The 14,116-nt window shown below is 48.0% G+C and carries 11 protein-coding genes and 1 pseudogene; 11 read left to right on the top strand and 1 reads right to left on the bottom strand.

Features of this window, described 5'->3' with window-relative positions:
- Positions 1-205: 205 nt before the first annotated feature.
- The 9 genes and pseudogenes from I2123_RS22705 to I2123_RS22665 all read left to right on the top strand — a co-directional run bounded on the left by I2123_RS22705 (position 206) and on the right by I2123_RS22665 (position 10,795).
- A complete protein-coding gene (locus tag I2123_RS22705) occupies positions 206-2,722 on the top strand; it encodes a type VI secretion system Vgr family protein (RefSeq protein ID WP_213052854.1) in 2,517 nt (838 codons plus the stop codon).
- Positions 2,722-4,860 carry a T6SS effector phospholipase Tle3 domain-containing protein gene (locus I2123_RS22700; protein ID WP_213052853.1) on the top strand — a complete coding sequence of 713 codons (2,139 nt, stop codon included), beginning with the start codon at positions 2,722-2,724 and terminating at the stop codon, positions 4,858-4,860. The genes I2123_RS22705 and I2123_RS22700 overlap by 1 nt, the downstream gene beginning before the upstream one ends.
- 13 nt (positions 4,861-4,873) lie before the next feature.
- On the top strand, positions 4,874-5,584 hold the full coding sequence (locus I2123_RS22695) for a T6SS immunity protein Tli3 family protein (RefSeq protein ID WP_213052852.1): 711 nt from the start codon (positions 4,874-4,876) through the stop codon (positions 5,582-5,584).
- Between the two features lie 41 nt (positions 5,585-5,625).
- Positions 5,626-5,739, top strand: a pseudogene (locus I2123_RS25840) (T6SS immunity protein Tli3 family protein); the annotation flags it as partial.
- A 73-nt stretch (positions 5,740-5,812) separates the two neighbouring features.
- A protein-coding gene (locus tag I2123_RS22685) for an IS3 family transposase (protein ID WP_112169525.1) occupies positions 5,813-6,987 on the top strand; the annotation gives its coding sequence in 2 pieces (ribosomal slippage) (positions 5,813-6,071 and positions 6,071-6,987; 1,176 coding nt in all).
- On the top strand, positions 6,932-7,522 hold the full coding sequence (locus I2123_RS22680; protein WP_213052851.1) for a T6SS immunity protein Tli3 family protein: 591 nt from the start codon (positions 6,932-6,934) through the stop codon (positions 7,520-7,522). Before I2123_RS22685 ends, I2123_RS22680 begins: the two co-directional genes overlap by 56 nt.
- Positions 7,523-7,524: 2 nt before the next feature.
- On the top strand, positions 7,525-7,782 hold the full coding sequence (locus I2123_RS22675; protein ID WP_213052850.1) for a PAAR domain-containing protein: 258 nt from the start codon (positions 7,525-7,527) through the stop codon (positions 7,780-7,782).
- Complete coding sequence (locus tag I2123_RS22670; protein ID WP_213052849.1) at positions 7,782-9,164, top strand: hypothetical protein; 1,383 nt, start codon at positions 7,782-7,784, stop codon at positions 9,162-9,164. The genes I2123_RS22675 and I2123_RS22670 overlap by 1 nt, the downstream gene beginning before the upstream one ends.
- A 230-nt stretch (positions 9,165-9,394) precedes the next feature.
- The gene (locus I2123_RS22665; RefSeq protein ID WP_213050626.1) at positions 9,395-10,795 is read left to right on the top strand and encodes an ISNCY family transposase; all 1,401 of its coding nucleotides are present in this window, start codon (positions 9,395-9,397) and stop codon (positions 10,793-10,795) included.
- 142 nt (positions 10,796-10,937) lie between these two features.
- On the opposite strand, the gene I2123_RS22660 is transcribed toward I2123_RS22665, so the two are convergent.
- Positions 10,938-11,312, bottom strand: coding sequence for a helix-turn-helix domain-containing protein (locus tag I2123_RS22660; RefSeq protein WP_213052848.1), 375 nt, complete (start codon positions 11,310-11,312; stop codon positions 10,938-10,940).
- A gap of 111 nt (positions 11,313-11,423) precedes the next feature.
- Here I2123_RS22660 and I2123_RS22655 point away from each other — a divergent pair, with 111 nt between their 5' ends.
- Positions 11,424-11,867 carry a helix-turn-helix domain-containing protein gene (locus I2123_RS22655; protein WP_244879950.1) on the top strand — a complete coding sequence of 148 codons (444 nt, stop codon included), beginning with the start codon at positions 11,424-11,426 and terminating at the stop codon, positions 11,865-11,867.
- A gap of 214 nt (positions 11,868-12,081) precedes the next feature.
- A complete protein-coding gene (locus I2123_RS22650; protein WP_244879949.1) occupies positions 12,082-14,109 on the top strand; it encodes a toxin-antitoxin system YwqK family antitoxin in 2,028 nt (675 codons plus the stop codon).
- The last annotated feature ends 7 nt before the right edge of the window (positions 14,110-14,116 follow it).

Genomic DNA, 14,116 nt, shown 5'->3' with positions numbered 1-14,116 from the left:
ACATTTTGAAACATCTGTGTATTAAGAATATTCTTGTTCTGTGTGCAAAGACTAATCAGATAATTCATACCATAAACTGCTGCCCTTTACTATTAGGGGCCAGGAGCAGGTAAAGACTATTATAACTTGCAAGTCTGATTTATTTCTCCACTTCAAAGTTGTACTCTTTGTGTGGTTTTATACTTTAACTTTCAAGGAAGATGTTATGCCTAAACCTGCACAACATGAAGCCGTTCAGGAGAATGACACACTTAATCGGTACCTACTCACTTTCCAGCACAATAGTAATATTGATGCCGATGTCATTTCATTTACTGCTACTGAATGTCTTAGCCAGCCTTACTGTTACTCCATTAAATTCAGCTGCACCCGCCAAAATCTCCCACTCAATGAGATGCTCAACTGCAACGCCAGTTTTATTCTAAGAGCACCAAACCCGCACAAATCCTGGGATACGGACCCGAAATGGGACCAGTTAAAACAGGTAAACGGCATTATCACTTCTTTTGCACGCATCGATTCCTCGCCTGATGAGGCGGTATATGAGTGCATGTTAGAACACGAACTGGCCTTACTGAACAAAACCAAGAAATCTGCCGTTTACCTCAATGTTTCGGTCCCGGACTTAGTTAAACAAGTCATGCTGGAACACCGGGAGATTGAAAGCTACAAAATTGACTTTGATAAATTAATCTATGCCTATTCTGCACGCGAGATGGTCATACAATGGCAGGAAACGGATCTCCAGTTTATCCTCCGCCTTCTTTCTGAAGTCGGTATTTGGTTTCGATTTGAAAACCACCCCAAAATTCACACAGAAGTGATCACCGTCTTTGGCGACTCAGATAGCCGATATATATTCAGTGAAAATAAAATTCCCTACGTCCGCAATTCAGGGATGACAAGTGCCAATGAGTACGTGACAGAACTGAAGGAATCCTATTTCGTCATACCTGACAGTGTGTTGTCTCGCAATTATAACTATCGTGACCCGTTTACTCACAGTGCTGAAAAATCAGTTCATGTGCCCAATATACCCGATAGCATCAAATCCGGACGTGAATATCACTATGCCGATAACCACCTTTCTACAGGTGATATCTATGCGAGGGAAAGCGACAGCGCCACTTTCAACGCCCGTATTCGCCATGAAAATTTGCTTAACGACCAGAGCGTATTTTCGGCCATAACAAACGACCCGTCGTTATCTCCCGGCTGGATGTTTTATCCTGAGGGAAATGTCTCTGACGGGTTCAAACGTGGGTTTGTTGTTTGCCGGACTGAGGTCAGCGGCAGTCGGGGAGAGCACTTTATTGCAACCTTGCACGGGATCCCTTACAGCGAAAACTACTGTTTCCGTCCGCAGCGGCTCCCCGGGCCTGTGATTGCGGGGACATTACCCGCCAGAGTCTCGATCAGAGAGCAAAATGGACTCTATGCCAGCACGGATAAGCTGGGTCGCTACATTGTTAAATTTGATTTTGATTTAGATGAAAAGAAGAAAGGCTACGAAAGCGCATTCGTCCGGCTAGGAAGACCTTACGCGGGTGATACGTATGGGATGCATTTTCCTTTGCTTGAAGGCGTTGAGGTCGCGATTGCCTTTGAGTACGGAGACCCTGACAGGCCGTTTATCTCCCACGTACTTCATGATGGTCGACACCCCGATTTAGTTACGATGTACAACGATACCCGCAACGTCATCCGCACTCCCTCTTTCAACAAAATCAGACTCGAGGACAAACGGGATCAAGAACACATCAAGTTATCAACTGAATATGGCAAATCCCAGCTTAATACGGGCCATATGGTGGATAGCCAACGCAAGAAGCGCGGCGAAGGGTTAGAGGGCCGTACAGACCACTGGGTATCGTTGCGTGGGGCAAAAGGGCTCCTGCTGACTACCGAAGCACAACCCCGGGCTCAGGGGCAACAATTAGATATGGCCGCTGCCATTGCCTCTCTGGAAGGTGCTTTAGCGCTGGCAAAGACATTGCAACAATGTGCCACGACGGCGGGAGCCAGCTCCGTAGATACCCAATCACAACAGAGTTTACAGAAGGTGTTGGACCACTTAACCGGGCCCGCTATGTTGGCCTACTCTGACGCGGGACAGGCCCATATAACTCCCTCGACCCTTCAATTATCAGCCGGGAAGGATTGGGTCGCAACGTCGGGCAGTAATGCAAGTATCAGTGTCTTGAAAAAGTTCTCGTTGGCTGTCGGCGATAAAATCTCATTGTTCGCCCGAAAACTCGGCATACAGATGATCGCCGGTGCCGGTGATGTGGTAGCTCAGGCACAGCAAGGCGGGATGCACTTGTTGTCTCATCAGGATTTTACCCTGACCAGTACCGATGGAAAAACCAACGTCAGTGCCAAACAGGGGATCCAACTGACCTGTGGTGGTGGTGGTATCCGCATTAACGCTGACGGTTCAGTGGAGATATTCTCGCCGACGGGGATTGACCTTAAAGGCCCTAATCTGGCGTTTAAGGGACCAGAAAGTGTCAAAACAACGGTGCCTGCATTCAAAAATGGTGCGTTTAAACGCCGATTCAAACTTCATGCGGCTGACAACCCGGAACAAGGCCTGCCTGAACAAAAATTCCGCCTGAAGAGCGAAACGGGCGAAATTCTGGAAGGGGTAACGGATGCCGAAGGGCACTCAGCCCTGTTTGATTCGGTGGACCTGAATACCTATAAGATGGAACTTCTCTGATGGCAGATACTAAAACCAGCCCTTACCGCCAGCGTGTGGTCGCTGACAACGTTGTCCCAGTCCACGAGGCTCACGGCATCGAAGCCCAAACCTGTAATGTCGCGGTACCCCGTCCGATGCCCTGCATTGTTATTCTCATCCACGGTGTTAATGACGTAGGGGAGGCCTACCAGAATCAGGAAACAGGTATCATCGAAGGCCTTAATAAGCGCCTCGACCGAACAGATTTATACCCGCACGAATGGAAAGACTTCCTGATGCAGCAAGGTGAGGATGCACAGAAGAAAATTAAAGTTCCTGGCCGTTCGCCGGTGATCCCGTTCTATTGGGGTTACAAACCGGTCACGCATGATGAATGGAAAGCAGACCAAAAAAGATATCGTGAAGAGGTCAGTAAACTCAGCAACGGTGCGCACTTACCCTATGACGCGTATCAGGAAAATGACCCACAAAAAATGGCAGCAATGGGTAATGACGGCAGCAATACGGTTAAATTTCAGAATGACTGCTTCAAAAATACCCTTGATGTGAATTTTGCCAAAAACGGTGGGACGTTCGCTAATGCCACCACCAATATCCCGGATATGTTAGGGCCGGGTTCTAACGGTCTGGTGGTTGCCGCCGCCGGCTTTGGCACGCTATACATGAACGGGGGCAATTTCACCCATCCTATCTTCCATAACCCGCACCGAATCTATCAGTTCTTTGCAGCCCAACGGCTGGCAGATTTGATTCTACAAATCCGAAACAATGCGGAAACACAGCAAGATGTGATCAATATTGTCGCCCACAGTCAGGGGACAATTATCACTATGCTGGCCAATATGCTGGTCAAGAAACAAGGTGCGGAGCCCGCTAACTGCGTGATCCTCAATCATTCCCCGTATTCACTCGAAAGTCGTTTTAGTGAAAACCTTCAGGAGGGGCATCATCAGACTGATAAGGCTCGTCAGAAAACCTTTAAAAACTTCTGCAATCTGATGGCAACCCAATACAAAGGCGGACAGCACTCGGAAGAAGAGATCAAAGCATTGGAAAAACTCTGCGCCCTGCAAAAGGATGACAAAAATAAGTGGCGGAGTGACCCCCGCTACAGCCGCAACAATAATGGCAAAGTCTATAACTACTTTTGCCCGGTTGATGGCACGGTTTCACTTCAGAACATCAAAGGATTCGGTTGGCGTGGGGTCCCTAAAGATATCGCGACGGGTATTCCCAATCTCTACCAGAGAGTTTTCTACCAGCATGGTGAGGTAGGCAAAGCTCCTGATGGCCAACCCTTTAAACTTCCGGCCGCACAAAAAGGAGATTTCAAAACCACCCCGGGCATGAACGCCAGTTATGACTTTAATGACGTCATTATCAACGGCGAAGAATTGCCTGAAACCTTCACCTTTACCCTCATGGGTGAAGGGAATCATCCTGACGAGGATCCCGCAACCTGTGATATCCCATATTCAGGCCACGTAGACCCTGACGGCCCAGACCAATCTATATCGTACTCGGCAAAAGCCGGGGCCATCAGCAGGACGAAAACGGCAACCTATGCTTTGAATAACTACGAGTATCGATGGCCTGTGGGTCACGTGTTATCAAATGAGGAACTGGCGATAGAAAGTGCCGACCGTGGCAAAACAATGGTCAAAGGCATTATCACCGGCACGAAAGATTTTAAAGAGTTGCAGCTGACATGGCTGAAAACGCGTGATGAGCTGGAAAAGGAATGGAAGCAAGCTGACCCGGTGGGTTATAGCCAGCACTCCTCAATTGTCATGAGTAAATTGACGCCGTCTCACGCCATGGCCTTTGATCTGGCCGTAGGGCAATGCAAGTCTTTTGACTTTAAATGGGGAGAGTTCTGGATGGACCTGCTTCATCGAGCAGACTGGCGAGACGCTCAGAATAAATTCGGTCCTGCTAAAGACTACTATCAGACAGGTAAACTCAATAATGCATATACAAAATTCTTTATGAACAAGCCGGATGATACTTTGCCAACGGGTGACTTTGGTGTGGTCAATGCGTATTACAACAGTACCAAAGTAAAACCAGCAAGATATCCCGAGATCCATAATGAAGAAACTCCAAATTTACAATGGGATATGCCAAAGCCGCTTAACGACTACCAAATGAAATAACAGGGATAAAGCAATGAAGGGATTATTAAAATCATCGGTCATGTTGATGACATTGACTGTTTTAGGCTGTCAGGCTAAACAGGCACCCACACAGGTTGTTTATCGTTTTGATGACCACCGTTTTCTCGAACTGACCGGATACGACTGCGAAGGGGCACTCTGGTATACCGACAGCCAGAGAGGAATTCACTCGCAGATCACATCTCAGTTCTTTCGGATTTTCACCAAGACCTATATACATCCATCTGAACAGTATATAGCGATTCCTAACTGGGATACTGGACATGGTGGTGTCTCAGTTTCTAAAGACTATGGTCAAACATGGCGGCCAGCAAGGCCTTCCCCGGGACCGAATGAGCCCGATGGTATGGATTCGCCTCCACAGGAGGATGTAATTTCCTTCACGGTTGTAAATGACCAAGGTTTTTTACTCACCAAGAAAAGCCTCTATATGTCTTCTAAGCCCTTCGAAGATCCGAGAGTTCAGCCCGGTGGGCCGGGAATTCCTCACACCCTGCAAGATGGCCAAGTTCAAGTAATTAAGCCCGGCTCTGATGGTTGGAAATGGGGCATGGTGTACTCAACGAAACGAGGCCTTGTTGATACTGTTCAAATACTCAAAACCAACTGGCAGGGTCTACCAGATAAAGTGCCAGAGGTGAATAACTACAAGGGCTGGGATCATATGCGTTGCGATATGAACGCCGGAAAAGAGAATGAATGATGGAAAGCGTAAATGGATTTTTTAAAATATCGGCCATATTGATGGCATTAACTGTTATAGGTTGCCAGGCCAAACAGGCACCCACACAGGTTGTTTATCGTTTTGATGACCACCGTTTTCTCGAACTGACCGGATACGACTGCGAAGGGGCACTCTGTAGTGGCATAGTGAATTTGGCCACCTGAATAGAGGTGATATCATCACCTCATAGTCAAAACAGGTGACATTATGACCGGACGTAACAGACGCAATTTTAGCCCCGAGTTTCGCCTCGAAGCCGCCCAGCTTGTACTCGATCAGCATTACACCGTTGCCGCCGCTGCCACGGCAATGAATGTCGGTAAATCCACGATGGACAAGTGGGTCCGGCAGTTGAAAGAAGAGCGAGGGGGGAAATCACCCATAGCTTCACCAATGACACCTGAGCAGATTGAGATACGTGAGTTGAAGAAAAGACTCCAACGCGTTGAAATGGAAAGGGATATATTAAAAAAGGCTACCGCGCTCTTGATGTCAGACTCCCTGAACAGTTCTCATTAGTTGAGAAACTCAGGGCGCGGTTTCCTGTTGCCGTTGTGTGCAACGTGTTTGGGGTTCATCGCAGCAGCTATAAATACTGGCGGCAGCCAAAGAAGCCTGATGCCGCACGCGTGGCATTACTGGGCCTTGTTCGTGAAAGCTATCGCGAAAGTAATGGTTCCGCAGGTGCACGTAATATTGCCGCGATGGTCACCACCAAAGGCGTAAAACTGAGCCGCTGGCGGGCAACAAAGCTGATGAAAGAACTTAATCTCATCAGCTGTCAGCAGCCTGGCCATCGATATAAGAAGGCGTCTAAGGAACACGTAGAGATACCTAATTATCTGGAACGCCAGTTTGCAGTAACAGAGCCTAATCAGGTCTGGTGCGGTGATGTGACTTATATCTGGACAGGTAAGCGCTGGGCTTATTTAGCCATTGTGCTTGATCTGTTTTCCCGTAAACCGGTTGGCTGGGCGATGTCATTTTTCCCTGATTCCGCACTGACAGGTAAAGCCCTGTCGATGGCCTGGGAAGCACGGGGAAAACCGGCTAATTTACTGTATCACTCGGATCAAGGCAGTCACTATACCAGCAGGAATTTCAGACAGTTACTGTGGAGATATCAGATAAAGCAAAGCCTGAGTCGCCGGGGAAATTGCTGGGATAACAGTCCAATGGAACGGTTCTTCAGAAGCCTGAAAACAGAGTGGGTACCGGATAATGGCTACGCGAATTTTAGCGAAGCCAGCACGGCAATAACGAATTACATCACAGGATATTACAGCCAGCTCAGACCTCATCAATATAATGGTGGTTTGACGCCGAATGAATCAGAACGATTGTTCTGGAAAAACTCTAAAGCTGTGGCCAGTTTTTGTTGACCACTACAAGGTAGCTTTTCAATTTTACCGGATCTTCACTGAGACATACATACATCCTTCCGAAAAGTATATTGCTATTCCGTGGTGGCATAGTGGGCCCGGAGGCCTGAGTGCTTCAAAAGACTATGGTAAGACATGGCAGCCCGTAGGTGCTTCCCCCGGCCCTAATGAGCCTAAGGGTGATAATGCGCCTCCACAGGAGGATGTAATTTCCTTCACGGTTGTAAATGACCAAGGTTTTTTACTCACCAAGAAAAGCCTCTATATGTCTTCAAAGCCCTTCGAAGATCCGAGAGTTCAGCCCGGAGGGCCGGGAATTCCATTTACGACCGAAGACGGTGCGCAACATGTCCTGACAGCTCAGTTTCCGGGGTGGGCATGGGGGTCAGTTTACTTAACTAAACGCGGGTTGGAACATGATACTGCGCAGTACAAAACCAACTATCAGGGTCTTCCTGATAAAGTCCCTGAAGTGAAGAATTATAAGGGCTGGGACCATATGCGTTGCGATATAAATGCAGGAAAAGGGAAATAGTCATGTTAGGTGTGATCCGTTTAAATGACCCACTGGAGAATGGCGGCCAAGTTATCTCTGCATCGGGGTCTACGTTCATGGATATCCCTGTAGCACTGAAAGGTGACACCGTATTCTGTGAATTACATCAGGGTACCTATCCGATCGTTGGTTGCCACGACTCGTGGACAATGAACGACCGGGGCGTGGCTATAGATGGATGCAAGGCAGCTTGCGGGTGTGCCATGAGATCAACTCTGACCATAGCAGGAGTAGCCTAATGGTGTGGAAATTATACCCACCTCAAAAGGGAGCGGGCGACTTTAAAGTGCCCTGGTTGGTTTTCCTAATAATTTACATTTTAGTTATTGGAATCAGCCTATTGATAAGAGCCAGCACATGGCCAGATAAAAAACATGTCGATGCGGTATTTATATTTGATTCCGTGGTGTTCCCTATTTTAATCGTAACTTCAGTAATCTCAGTTCTGTGCATGTTTGTAAGTGCCGAATACCATCTTGAAGAATCAAAGAAATTAATTGCTGACTGGCAAAAATTTAGCTTGAAAAGCTATGCAAGTCAGCACTTAAAAATCGCTGCATGGTCTCTTGTATCACCCGTCAATGATCTAGCACTCAAAATGCTGAAACTCGAGGGGGAATTTCCGCTAGCCCCTAAAACCCCCGTTAAGATAGCCACTGGTATCGACGAATTTGAAGCGACTCGCATACAGCAAGTATTGAGCCAGCTTTTGACACCAATGGCAGAAACCTTAAAAAAATACCCAGATTTTGATATCACTTATTGGGTTAGGGCAGGGGATGAGTCTACAGGAGACGATATAAATTCAATAATCGCAAAATTTGATATTAAAGCCTCTGGGAATCGTAAAATGATTGGGTTGAATGAATGCCCGAATTACTCCCTCATTAATACGATGATTTCAGATTCTAACCAAACTTATCGCTACCGACATATGTTAATTATATGCGATGTAAACAGTGATACAGAATCTGAATGTATGGAAACAGCCAGTGCCTTTTATTTCTGTAGTGACTACACAGAGCAAAATAATAAACACCCTGTATATCTGTTTCAACCAATGACAGATAGTAGCGATATAAACAAATCAACCTCAGTATACTTAGAGATAGAAGATAGCACTGACTCAATACCTAAAACACTCTGGCACACAGGTTTATCTCGGCTTGAGAAATACCCTTTATTGAAAGCATTAGATGATGGCAGAGCTGCACAAAACAGATTAGAACTGGAATTATCACTGGGGAAAAGGTCGGAAGGTTATGCATGGCTAGCACTTGCTGCTGCATCTGATGCAGTTATGTATGCTCAAGGGGCACAGCTTTTAGCAGCATCAGACCGAAACCAAGCTGGCTTGATAAAAATATCACCAGAACTGCCTAATGAACCCTCAGAACCCGTGATGAAAGACCACTTCATACCGATGTTTAGTGGTATTTATGCAACTTTCTTCACATTGTCTACGCTATTTGTTGGTTTGGGATTATTCGGTGAATTTCCTTCCTTATTGCTTTCAATACTCATTGCAGTAGCCGTTCTAGTAATTATTATGGGGGGTGGGTACATTTTAACAGTGTTAACTAGCGACCGTGCCTGGGATGAAATGCGTAATTTAAAATAAAAATACTCATAAAGCACCTCGATGTGGTTCTTGCCGATCCATCATTAGCAACGGATGACTGCACGGAAGAACTTAGTCGTAAACAACACCTCAGATATCATATTTAACATAATCATGATTATGCGCACCAAGGTTGTAGCAGCTAAATTGAAATGTCCGGATCTGGCTATTTTCAAATGTCCGTTTTATTGTCGTGGTTCCAGGTGTTTTATCCGCTGAGGACACGACTGATGACGGCACACGGTTCGGAGTTTTTCACGATGAATGAAGTTAACCGCCTCAAGATTTTGCAGGATGTCATTGATAACAGGCTGACCACACGTCTGGCCGCGCTGCGACTTAATATCACGGACCGTCACTGCCGTCGTCTTCTCGAACGTTACCGGCAGTCAGGTCCGCTTTCGGTCGCCAATCGCCGCCGTGGCATGCGCGGTAATCATCAGCTTCAGCCCGGGATCGCAGAACTTGCGCTGTCCATCATTCGTGAACGCTACGCGGATTTTGGACCTACGCTGGCTTGCGAGAAGCTGGCCGAACAGCACGATCTTGTCCTTGCTAAAGAGACTGTCCGCAGGCTCATGACCCAGTCAGGATTATGGATCCCACGGAAGCTTCGGGCGCCTAAAATTCATCAGCCCCGTTATCGGCGGGCCTGCACCGGTGAACTGGTTCAGATTGATGGTTGTGATCATCACTGGTTCGAGGATCGCGCTCCCGCCTGCACGCTGCTGGTCTACGTCGATGACGCAACCAGCCGGCTGATGATGCTCAGCTTTGTCCACAGCGAGTCCACGTTCAGCTATTTCAATGCCACCCGCGCCTATCTTGAACGCCATGGACGCCCGCTGGCGTTTTACAGCGATAAGGCCAGCGTTTTTCGCATAAATAACCCGCACGCTCACGGCGGTTCTGGCCAGACTCAGTTCGGTCGCGCTTTGGAGAGTCTCAACATCACGGGGATTTGTGCCAACAGCAGCCAGGCTAAGGGCCGCGTTGAACGCGCACATCTTACGTTGCAGGATCGTCTGGTAAAGGAGCTGCGTTTGAGGAATATCAGCACACCGGAGGACGCCAATGCCTTTGCCGATGAATATATGGCCGACTACAACCGGCGTTTTGCCAAACCGCCGCGCCATGACTTTGACGTTCACCGGCCGCTGGAACGAGAGGATGATCTGGATGCTATCTTCACATGGCGCGAACCGCGCCGCATCTCAAAAAGCCTGACATTACAATATGATAAGGTATTGTATTTACTTGAGGATAATGAACTCAGTCGCCGTTTTCAGGGAAAATACGCAGAGGTCTGGCAATATCCGAATGGCACGATTGAGCTGCGTGCAAACGGGACTTCCCTGCCCTTTACCACTTATGACCGGCTGGGAGACATTGATCAGGGAGCCATCGTGGACAACAAGCGGCTGGGCCGGACGCTGCAGATGATAAAACTGGTGCAGGAACAGCGGGACAACACGCGCTCGCAGGCGCTGCCGCGTCAGGATGGAGAAGCACCGAGAAGAAAAAAATCACCGGGCAAGAAGTCTCAGCGCTCGCTGAATCAGGGCGATATATTGGACGCGCTCACACAATTACAAACGCAGTCAGAATCCATCTTTGGCAAACCTGGCTAAACCAGACGGTGCTTTATCAGACGGACATTTTAACTTAGCCAAAAGGCGGACATTTAAAACCAGCCTAAACAAAGGTTGTAGTCGCTAAATCGAGACGTCCGCTTTAATGTCGCTCTCAGACAGTGCTTTACAGCAAAACGGCTTAATATCTCGAAGGAATGTTATTTATCGCCTTCAATATCCCTTTTTCCATGGTGATATAATTACCAGTTTTTAACTGTGCCAGGATTTTCATAATGCTACTACGCGAAAGAAACGTACGGTTCATGACATAGGAAACGATGCTGATACTATTTCTCAATTCTTCTGTTTCATACATCAGTTCATACAACTGATAACAAATGATTTCATAGGAAGATAACGCTGATATTTTTGCACAGTGATCATAAACGCGCGTTGCAGAGTAAATTAACATCCAGGCCAGATTTTTCCACAAATTTTCCCGCTCAATAATTTTGTTCGCTTCCTCAAGCGGCAGATAACTCACTTCTGAACCATCATTAATACGGATGAACAAATCTTCCTACTGATCCCACCGGGGAAACGTCTGTATATCCGTATCGACGGTCAGCCGCAATGTTATTTTATCCGTAAAGGCTGGTGCAGCCTGTATCATCACGCCGACGAAGTGCTGATAGGCACCTGTTCTCTGCCAGGTATTATCGGCATTGGCGGCGCCATCCCTGAAGACGCAAAAATGTATATAAAAACGCAGGTTGAATCGGAAATTGCCATCGCTGCGTTTGATGATATGCAGGCAATAATCGAAAATCTCGGGTTATGGGAAGATCTTTCCAAGCACATTGCCCGATTGACAAATCTTCTTTACATAAAAAACGTCCAGCTCACAGCGCCCACCTCCTATGAAATTCTGCGTTTCCAGCTGCTTGAGCTGATAAAAGAACCGGCGGAAATTCGCGAAAATATCGCTGCAGCAAATTACATACAACTAAAAACACAATTGTCGCGCAGCACAATTATGAAAGTGTTGGCGCAATTAAAACAGGGCGGCTACGTGAAGATAGATAACGGTATTCTGAAAGAAATTTCCCACTTGCCGCTGCGATACTAAATTAGGTGCTGCCCCTCACTGTAATTCGCACAGGCGTGTCGCTGTAAATGCAGTGACAAAAGGCTGAGCCCTTGAAATCTGACCGTTGCCGGGACGTTCTCAAAGAATTGATTCAACATAAAATTAACCGTCAGAAACATTTCATGTAACCTAAGCGCTCTTTTTCAAATGAGCAGGTCAGGGAATGAGAGCGATTAAGTCACTGTTGGGCATAATGCTGTTAAGTTTGAGCGCGTTGGCAAGCAACGCTGTTGCGGCTTCCAACGACACGCCACCTCCGTTTTACGAGGGTAAAACGCTGGCGCATCCGATAATCTCGGGCGCGCGCTACAGCAGCGCCCTTTTGGTCTTTATTGAGGAAAATAAGGCCGTAAAAGGCTATTACTGCTTCTGTAGTGAAGAAGACCAAAGTGTCGATCATCTTCCCCACCTGCTCGGTACCTTCCCCGACTCCACCATCGAATCCGTATTTTATGCCGACGTAGATAAGGCAGGTCAGGTCACGCTGGTGCTGAGTAAAAGTCACGGCAAGTTCGCCCTGCGCAGCTGGCGTTATATTGAAGATGACGGCAGCTATATTCCGGTTCAGAGTTTACAACCGGTTCTCGATAAGTTGGTACGCAACAACAAAGACCTCAATGCCACGCTGATAAAACGCGCACTCGGCCAGCTTCCACCTTATGACTACAGCGCGGAATACCCTACGTTCGGCAACCCCGATTTCGATAATATCGACTTTACCCAGGGCAAAGTTGTCGGCTGGTATCTTGACGATGGCACGCCTTCCACTGCGGCGAAACAGCCCGCAGACAACGTCTACGCTTATAAAAAAACGTTTGCCGAAAAAGAGGGCTTATTTCTCACCGCGACTTACCGGCGTGAGGAAGACAGCGACAAACCTGAATTTCGTGTTACCGCCATCAGCTGGCAAGCCGATCCCAGTAAATTCAGCGGCAGCGAGAATGGACCCTATGTCTATTACTCGAAGCAATATGGTTTAGTGAAAGGATTTTTCCAAAAAGGCATTCCCAGCGGGAAATGGGTGACCGTCGGCGAGAACTTTGCCAGTTCCGGCAACTATGTCGCGGGACATCAGCAAGGTCAGTGGACTCTCAGCGATCAGCAAGAAACGTCGACGGGCTTGATGAAAAACGATGAGCGCGAAGGCCGCTGGGAGATAACCGACGGCATGGATGGCGAAACCCCTGAGCTGAGCGGTTTCGATACGTATCAGAATGGTCAACGCCAGGGTCCGAGCGAGCGCCGTCTGGCGGGCGTGTTGCGTTCGAAGGGCGATTATGTCGATGACCAGCCCGAAGGCATGTGGATCACTGAAAACGGCGAAGGCCCGTTCGTGAAAGGCGTGGCTAACGGTATGTGGAAGCTAAAGACGGGCGACGGCGAGATTCAGCAGGTCGAACTGGTCGCGGGCGTAAAACAGGGTGAACTGCGCTGGAGTGACAAAAACGGCAAGCTGATGCAAATCATTCATTACAAAGATAATCTTGCTGACGGCCTATATCAGAAATTTAACGCAGCTGGCACACGGATTTATCAGGCTGACTATGTGATGGGGAAACTGGATGGCCGTGAAATCGACTATTACGACGATGGCACCACTGTGCGCGCCGACCGCGGGTACCGCAATGGCAAACTCGACGGCCTGAATGTCTACAATTTCCCCGACGGCAAACCGAAGTCCGTATCCACCCTCGATCATGGCTATGAAGTCGGTCTGATGCAGGAATTTACCGCGGCCGGAGTCAAAATCACCGAGCGCAACTACTGCCCTCTGTCGCTAAGCGGTCGTGGCTACTGCGGCAAACAGCAAACCTTCAATCCTGACGGCTCCCCGCTCACCGAGGCCGATTATCTGTTTAACCGACAGCAAACCAATAACAGTTGGTACGCCAATGGTCAGCGCCAGGATGAAACACGCATCGGCCCCGACGACAGCTACACCCAAATCAGCTATTACCCTAACGGTCAGATGCAGTGCATTAGTCGCGCTAAGGGATTCAGCCGTTTAGTGGTCGATGGCAAAGAGTACAAAGATTATCAGGGCGCGCTGCGTCAGGGCGAAAGCGCGTGTTATTACCCGGATGGCAAGGTCAAAAGCAGCGGCATCTGGAAAGACGGCAGACTGACTACAGCCTGTGAAACACGTTTCGATGAGAACGGTAAGCAGACCGCTCCCGGCCCGAAAGGCTGCGTCATCCCGAAATGGGAGTATGAAAGCTGATGTACCA

It is taken from the genome of Rahnella inusitata (assembly GCF_018288855.1).
Taxonomy (GTDB): domain Bacteria; phylum Pseudomonadota; class Gammaproteobacteria; order Enterobacterales; family Enterobacteriaceae; genus Rahnella; species Rahnella inusitata.
This window is presented reverse-complemented; position numbering and strand designations above follow the sequence as displayed.

Coding starts and splice junctions, on each gene's coding strand:
- I2123_RS22705 (WP_213052854.1), top strand. CDS start 206: ATGCCTAAACCTGCACAACATGAAGCCGTTCAGGAGAATGACACACTT.
- I2123_RS22700 (WP_213052853.1), top strand. CDS start 2,722: ATGGCAGATACTAAAACCAGCCCTTACCGCCAGCGTGTGGTCGCTGAC.
- I2123_RS22695 (WP_213052852.1), top strand. CDS start 4,874: ATGAAGGGATTATTAAAATCATCGGTCATGTTGATGACATTGACTGTT.
- I2123_RS22680 (WP_213052851.1), top strand. CDS start 6,932: ATGAATCAGAACGATTGTTCTGGAAAAACTCTAAAGCTGTGGCCAGTT.
- I2123_RS22675 (WP_213052850.1), top strand. CDS start 7,525: ATGTTAGGTGTGATCCGTTTAAATGACCCACTGGAGAATGGCGGCCAA.
- I2123_RS22670 (WP_213052849.1), top strand. CDS start 7,782: ATGGTGTGGAAATTATACCCACCTCAAAAGGGAGCGGGCGACTTTAAA.
- I2123_RS22665 (WP_213050626.1), top strand. CDS start 9,395: ATGACGGCACACGGTTCGGAGTTTTTCACGATGAATGAAGTTAACCGC.
- I2123_RS22650 (WP_244879949.1), top strand. CDS start 12,082: ATGCTGTTAAGTTTGAGCGCGTTGGCAAGCAACGCTGTTGCGGCTTCC.